Consider the following 6780-nt stretch of genomic DNA (forward strand, 5'->3'; position numbering starts at 1 on the left):
GCCACCTCAATTCGGAGCCACTGAACGGCACGGAGCAGGCACCTGTAGACGCAGAGATATCGCTTATCTGAGGCACCAATCACTGCGTATTGGGCCTCATAAGACGCGCAACCTCTCGGGCGGGAGCTTCGCCGTCAGTCGAGACTCAGGCCAAACCGATCAAGAATTTCTTCTGCCTCAACGATCCGATCTGCCTGCATATAGGAGACAGCCAAGTTCCCGTAGGCATTTATCGTTTGAGGATCGCCAACGCCCAGCAGCTGCTCGCATTCTTGCGCCACTCGCTCTTCCAAGTCGATTGCTTCGTCTACCCTGCCAGCCTGCCAATAGGAGGTGGCGAGGTTCCCACGGGCAGCAAGCGAGATCGGCTGGCCTCGCCCGAAAACTTCTTCAGCACTAGCGACGATCATCTCTTGAATCTCTATTGCCTCGCTAGTGCAGCCCACCTGGCGATAGATGACTGCCAGGTTCCCGCTGCTGCGCAGATAGTCTGACGGATCGGCCGTCCGTGAACCAGCATGTGCGGCGACGACCTGCTTCTGCAGCCTGATCGCATCGTCAATACGGCCCGCGATTCCATACGACGTGGCGAGAAGCTCCTGCGCCTGAAGGGTGTCTGCGTGGTGGGCGCCGACCGACCGCTCCCGACTGTCGGCAATCTTCTCTTCACATCTGATCGCTTGAGCCAGATTTCCCACGAAATGGTAGACCATCCCCAAGTTGCTGCAGGCATTGAGAGTCTCCGGGTGGTCAGCTCCTAGGACTGCCTCAAACTCGGCGACAGTCGGCTCCAAGAGCTGGATCGCCTCGTCAACACGCGTGGCACGCCAATAGTTGACCCCGAGATTACTGCGAGCGAGAAGCGTGGCAGGGTGCTTGTCACCTAGGACCTCCGCAGACTGGGCGACAACTACCTCCAGCAGGTTGATGGCTTCGCCAAAGAATCCTGCATTTCCGTAAGCGGCGGCTAGATTGTTTCCGAGATTGAGCGTACTGGGATTATCGGCCGCCAAGGCGTTGTCCCGCCTGATGACGCGGTTCAGCAGGGCGATCGCATCGCCTCCACGTCCGGCATTCCGGTAGTAGATCGCCAGGTTTACGAGCGCGTTCAGGGTATCCTGGTGCTTGGCTCCCTTACGTCGTTTGTACTGCGCGGCAACGTGCTTCTGAATGGCGATCGCTTCGTCGATGTTCCCAGTCCGCCAATTGGCAGTGGCTTCCCGACCGCGGACCGCCAAAGTTACGAAGTCCTTTTTCCCCAAGAGTCGCTGATAGTTGATGGAAAGCCGACGCCAGTACCTGAGAGCAGCTGGATAGAGGCCAGCCTGGAGAAGGCTGTCGCCGTGTCTAAAAAGTAGTGGGTGGACGATTGACGACCACCGGGGGACGCCGAGACAGGCAGACATGACTTCGACGTTGGCCCGCAGGACAGCACCCAGATCGGGGGCGTTGTGGTCTTCTTCCGGCCACAGCTCAAGCACTGCGTACGCAGCAGCTATCACGATCCCCGCCAGCTCTGGGACCGGAATGGTCTCCCGGGCGGCTCGGGCGGTCAGTGCGTGCAGACGTACGAGACGAGGGTCACCGTCGGACTCGTCGGTGAGTAGTCCGTACCGATGGAGCTGCCGCAGCACCGCCTGCGCGTCATCCGCAGTCACCGCCGGAGTGGGTCCGGAGGTCTCTGCACGGCGTTCGGCCAAGTACTCGGCAAGGGCCGTCGTGCCCCATAACGACCGCGGGTGGCCAGCAGGGTCGAGGAAGGCAGCCAAGCGGAGCGCTGGGATGGCAAGACCGACAGGGTGGGACGAGTTGGCAGCGTCAAGCGAAAGCAACAAGGCTGCGGCTACTGGCCGGCCGTATCCCTCGGTGTCCGCCTGACGTGGCAGTAGCAGGTCCAGCCGAGATTCCTGGTCGTTCACCCGGCGCAGGTATTCCGTGCAGGACACAGCCTCATTGATGACGTAGGCAGCAGCATGGGATAGCGCCAAAGGAAGTCGCCCCAGCTCCTCAATAACCGGCCCCACCTGGTCATCCATCAAGGGGGCCGCATCTTCAACAGTAAGACGGTCGTGCAGATAGGCCACAGCTTCAGACTTAGTGAAGGTATCGACATGGACGACAGATCGGTTGCCACCGGACAGCGCAGCCTCTCGGCGTCGGGTCGTGGCGAGTACTCGCCCGGTCTCCGTAGGTGAGGATGGCGGCCACCACGGAGCCATCGCATGGGGGTCGCTGATATCGTCAAGTATCAGGAGCCATGATCGAGTTGTGGTAGCGAGCCAGTCCAAAAGGGCTCGCGCGTCCGACTCGACGTCTTGGCCATGGGCGCCGGGAACGTGAATGCGGTACGCGGCTTGGGCATACACAGCCATTACCTGCTCAGGGTCCGCGGCACCAGCCCAAAGCACGAAGTCGATACCCTCGGTCAGCGCTTCACGGGCATAAGCGGCCACGATCTGCGATTTGCCCACTCCACCGCCCCCGGACAGCACCACGGTATTGCGGCTCTGAAGGGCGCAGTTAATCCGGCCACGCACTTCATTTCGGGGCTGAAAGGCAGAGGCAGTTACGGGCGGCACACCAACCCGCGCCGGCCAGGTCACCGGCTCACGAGATCCCGAGCTCGTGATGTTCAGCGTACCGATCGCCATGTACCCGGTGTTGGCGATGCTCCCAGCAGCAGCAGAGGCATTTCCGGTATGTCGGATCTCCGCCGACGCGGTAGGCAGCAGACCATCAGCGTTCGGTACCGGCCCGTGATAGCCGGTGGTTGCTGTTCCACCGCCCTGGGCCCTCGCGTCACCGGTCTCGGTGACGCTCACCGATTTCAATTCGCTGCCCATACCACGGGCCCTGGCACGAAACTTGAGTGGGTCACGCTTGCGGCGCCACTTCATCGACGAACCACGTTCCCCCCCTGCCGACGGTTCAGCTGTAGTCGATGCCGGTGCTCGCGTTGCTGCCGGGACCACACGCCGCTGCGTTTCCAGTCCGTTCCGCTGAGGCTGTTCCGCTGCCAACTCCGCCAGGTCGCCGCACGCCAGTGTGGGCGCTGCCGCCGCCAGTAGCTGCGGCCGAGCCTGTATGGACAGAAGAATCCTGGGGCCCCGTACGCGCAGCTGCCCGCTGGTACAACGCCCACACCAAACCAGCAACGCCGGTGGCGGCCTGCACTGAAGCTCCAACCAACTGACCCGCATCAGGGCCATCGAGTAGCCAGATCAAAGGCGTGGACAGAATGATCGCTACTGCGACGGTTACCGTCGCGATCTTCCAGCCGTACGACATGATCTCCCCCTCACTGCACCCACCCAGACGCGGCGCATCTGCCCCAACTCATATCAGATAGCTGCCGCAAGGTTGCCCGATGCGGCACTAGGCCGAACCAGACAACCAGGTCCTGGAGGCACGGCGACGGCAATGTACCCGCGGATCCCCGGTTACCGAAACCGGGATCCACCACATCCTTAAGAAGCCGTTGTCTTACTGAACATGATCGCCGTGTTTCCGCTGGTGGGGATGGGCGTCTCTCTGGCGAGGCAGGGATGAGGCGTCGTGTTGCCTCTTGATCGTGTGGGGAGTTTCGATGGCGTCGGTACTGGGTCTGCTGGAGTCGAGAGAGTCGGCTGCTCGGGAGCGGATTGAGCGGTTGCGGGAGGAAGCCGCCCGGGTCGCGTCCGAGCTGGAGGATGCCGAGGTGGTGCTGGAGCGGCTGGTCATCGCGCGGGAGACGGTGAGCGATGTGCTGGCCGGGCCGGTCCGGCCAGACCAGGACGCGGAAGTGGGCGCCCGGGAGGCGGTCTGCGTGCTGCCGGATCGGGGAGCACGGACGGGGACGGTGGTGCCGCAGTGGCGGGAAGGTCTCGCGGCGGAGGTCCTCGCGCCGGACTACCAGCGGATCATGGCTGTGCTCGCCTCGCGAGCCGACGCCGGCGGGATGCGGGCCGGTCAACTGGCCGCCGCCCTGGGGCTGGAGGCGGTTCCGGCGAAGGTGGAAGGGCTTCGTTCGAAGCTGAAGCGCCTGGTGGAACGCGGCTGGGCGGCCGAGTCGGCGCCGGGAGTGTTCTCCGCGAAGGGCGGGTCACCGGTGGCGGTCGCCGTCTGAGCGCGGGGCACGGTGGTGCCGGGCCAGACGACGCCCTATGAGCATGGTCATCGACCACATCACCATCGCTTCGTGGGTGGCGGGCAGCCTCTCGTAGTCACGGACCAGACGGCGCGAACGCATCAGCCAGGCCAGGCTCCGTTCCACGACCCAGCGCCGGGGCAGCACCACGAACCCGGCCGTATCGTCGCTGCGTTTGACGATGGTCAGGGTGAGGCGGAGATGATCGCGGGCCCAGCCGAGGAGCTGTCCGGCATAGCCGCCGTCGGCCCACACCAGGCGGATGCGACGATGCCGTTGGCGCAGGCGCTCGAGGACTGGCCGGGCCGCGTCGCGGTCCTGCACGCTGGCCGCGGTCACCGTGACGGCCAGCAGCAGTCCGAGGGTGTCCACCACCAGGTGCCGCTTGCGACCCATGACCTTCTTGCCCGCGTCGTAGCCGCGTGAGACGGCCGGCACCGTCGCGGCCACGCGCAGAGACTGTGAATCGAGGATCGCGGCGGTCGGCTCCGCATCTCTGCTCTCCGCCTGACGCACCCGGCCGCGCAGCCGGTCGTGGAACTCGCTGATCAGCCCCTGGCGTCGCCAGCGGCGGAAGAAGGCGTAGACCCGGTCCCATGCGGGGAAATCGGCCGGGATCGCCCGGCACTTGATGCCGTTGTCGAGCAGGTAGCGGACCGCGTCCAGTATCTGCCGCTGGCAGTAGCCTTCCGGCTGTCCGCCCCGCCCTTCCAGCCAGGCCGGCACCGGCAGTGACGGCCGCACGGCCGCCCATTCGGTATCCGTCATGTCCGAGGGATACCGTCGCACCCGTTCCGGCCGGTCAGCCGCGTTCCCGTACACGTGAGCGGCACAGTCACACGACCGTGCCGCCGGGTTGGACTCTGAGGGCGACAGCACATAGAACTGCGGCAACAGGGCCTCCTGCCACTCGTATGGATTCGCACCCACGAGCTACCAAGAGGCCCTGTCTTCATGCCTCGACCACCGGAAGATCACCCGACCAGGAACCCTGTTCGACCAGCCTCATCTTCCGCTCGATACGACAACGGCTTCTAAGAGATCCACCGCCAGCCCCAGACCCTCACGTCGAGAGGCAACACCACCACGACAGTTGGGATGGGGCCGGGTCAGGCACAGCCGGATCAGGGCCTGCCGGGGGAGGTCGAAGCGCCCGTCGGTGCGGATGCGGAGGAGCAGGTGGGCGAGCATCGAGGACGACAGTGGGGTGCCCTTGAGGGCTGCTTGTAGGAGTTCGCGTTGCGCCCAGACGGGGCGGCAGTCACCCGGAGAGCCATGGAGCTGACAAGTACCCCGCCGGGGGATACAGATCCTCTTCGGCACCGCTCGCGACGCTGGCTGAGTCAACACGTCGATCAATCGTCTGTTTTCATGATCCGGGCCATCTGCGGGCCGGATCACCGCCGTCCGGTCCCACGGCAGCCGTTTTGGCTGGTCAATTGAGGGGTAGCCCGTGTACCACCAGCAGACGAAGAACCTGCTGACAGGCTTCTGTCCCCTGCGGCAATCGCTCAGCGTGCCTACGGATACGGCTCAATCGACTGGCTCTACCTCGCCACGGACCCGCGGCGCGGGGGCATCGCTGGGGAGAATCTGGGGAGCAAGAGCGCTGCTGGGGAGCGGGGGGGGAGAATCGACTGCGTAACGCGATACCCACCTGAAAGACCCTGCAAGAAGCATCAGCGCCGGTCAGAGATTTTCATGGGCGCATCGACGCAGGTCAGCGCCACCCGGTAGACGACTTCATGACGAAGTTGTGCGGACCGCCTTCCCGAGACCACGATCAATCAGCGTCGCCGCCGCTAATACCGGCAATCGACAGGCACCTCGTTGTTCCACATACGCGTTCCCTTGCCGACGGTCGTTTCGTCGGCACAGGCGGCGGTGAAATGCCAGGACCACGATGCTGCTCTGCAATCAGAACACGAACTTGGGGGGCACGGGACTGGCGCAACCATGAGACTCCCGTTCCGCAAGCCCGGCGGTGACTACACCGATCTCCGGACTCACCCACGCCCACACCACGGACGACGCTCACGGGGGCGCCGATGTCCACGAGCTTCTTCGGTTTCGACACGGAAAGGCGCCACGCCCCGAATCCCCACACCCGCCGCAGCCACGCACCTCACATCACGCAGAGTTACACCGCGATCAGAGGTAACCGGCGTCCTAAACGTCCACGAGACCCGGCAGGTCGGTTCCCACGCCTCCTGATCCATCGTCAGCAAAGTCAGCATTGGGTCAGCATCAGACCCGCTACCTACCGCTCAGGACCGCCGCCAAGCGCCAAGATCTCAAACCGCCAGAACCCAGCCCCGGAGCCAATGGCCCACAGCACGCCTAAGCGCCGCCTTGTGGACATCCCACAAATCTGGCGCCTACCCGGGCAGCGGAAAAGGTGACACACTCCGGCCGCTTTCTTCGGACAGACATCCCGGCGTCGAGCACATCGTGTAACTATGACCGGGCGATGCCGGGACGACCGAGGGGGAAGATCCCCAGACCTCTCGTCGCTGCCGCCTCGCACAAGTCTCGATGCGTGCGACAGGAGTGGAACACCGTATGCCCAGCCCTTCCGCCACCCAGCCCACCGCCCAGATCGGCGTCACCGGGCTCGCCGTCATGGGCAGCAACCTCGCCCGCAACTTCGCCCG

Annotated in this window: 3 protein-coding genes; 1 reads left to right on the forward strand and 2 read right to left on the reverse strand. The window is 64.3% G+C overall.

What is annotated here, in order from left to right; genetic code table 11:
- Positions 1-134 precede the first annotated feature (134 nt).
- Entirely contained in the window at positions 135-2843 is a 2709-nt protein-coding gene (locus ABZ370_RS31910; RefSeq protein WP_358627706.1) for a tetratricopeptide repeat protein, read from the reverse strand.
- A 743-nt stretch (positions 2844-3586) separates the two neighbouring features.
- Here ABZ370_RS31910 and ABZ370_RS31915 point away from each other — a divergent pair.
- Positions 3587-4105: a hypothetical protein gene (locus ABZ370_RS31915; RefSeq protein WP_358627709.1), complete on the forward strand. Its 519-nt coding sequence runs from the start codon at positions 3587-3589 to the stop codon at positions 4103-4105.
- Here ABZ370_RS31915 and ABZ370_RS31920 read toward each other — a convergent pair.
- Positions 4082-4894 (reverse strand): IS5 family transposase, encoded by an 813-nt coding sequence (locus ABZ370_RS31920; RefSeq protein ID WP_358627712.1) that lies wholly within the window; start codon positions 4892-4894, stop codon positions 4082-4084. The two genes, ABZ370_RS31915 and ABZ370_RS31920, sit on opposite strands and share 24 nt — an antisense overlap.
- Positions 4895-6780 lie beyond the last annotated feature (1886 nt).

The sequence above is a fragment of the Streptomyces sp. NPDC005962 genome, from assembly GCF_040629205.1.
Taxonomy (GTDB): domain Bacteria; phylum Actinomycetota; class Actinomycetes; order Streptomycetales; family Streptomycetaceae; genus Streptomyces.

What these genes read in the sequence shown, in the direction of transcription:
- ABZ370_RS31910 (WP_358627706.1), bottom strand. Translation starts at nt 2,843, where the DNA reads ATGGGCAGCGAATTGAAATCGGTGAGCGTCACCGAGACCGGTGACGCG.
- ABZ370_RS31915 (WP_358627709.1), top strand. Translation starts at nt 3,587, where the DNA reads ATGGCGTCGGTACTGGGTCTGCTGGAGTCGAGAGAGTCGGCTGCTCGG.
- ABZ370_RS31920 (WP_358627712.1), bottom strand. Translation starts at nt 4,894, where the DNA reads ATGACGGATACCGAATGGGCGGCCGTGCGGCCGTCACTGCCGGTGCCG.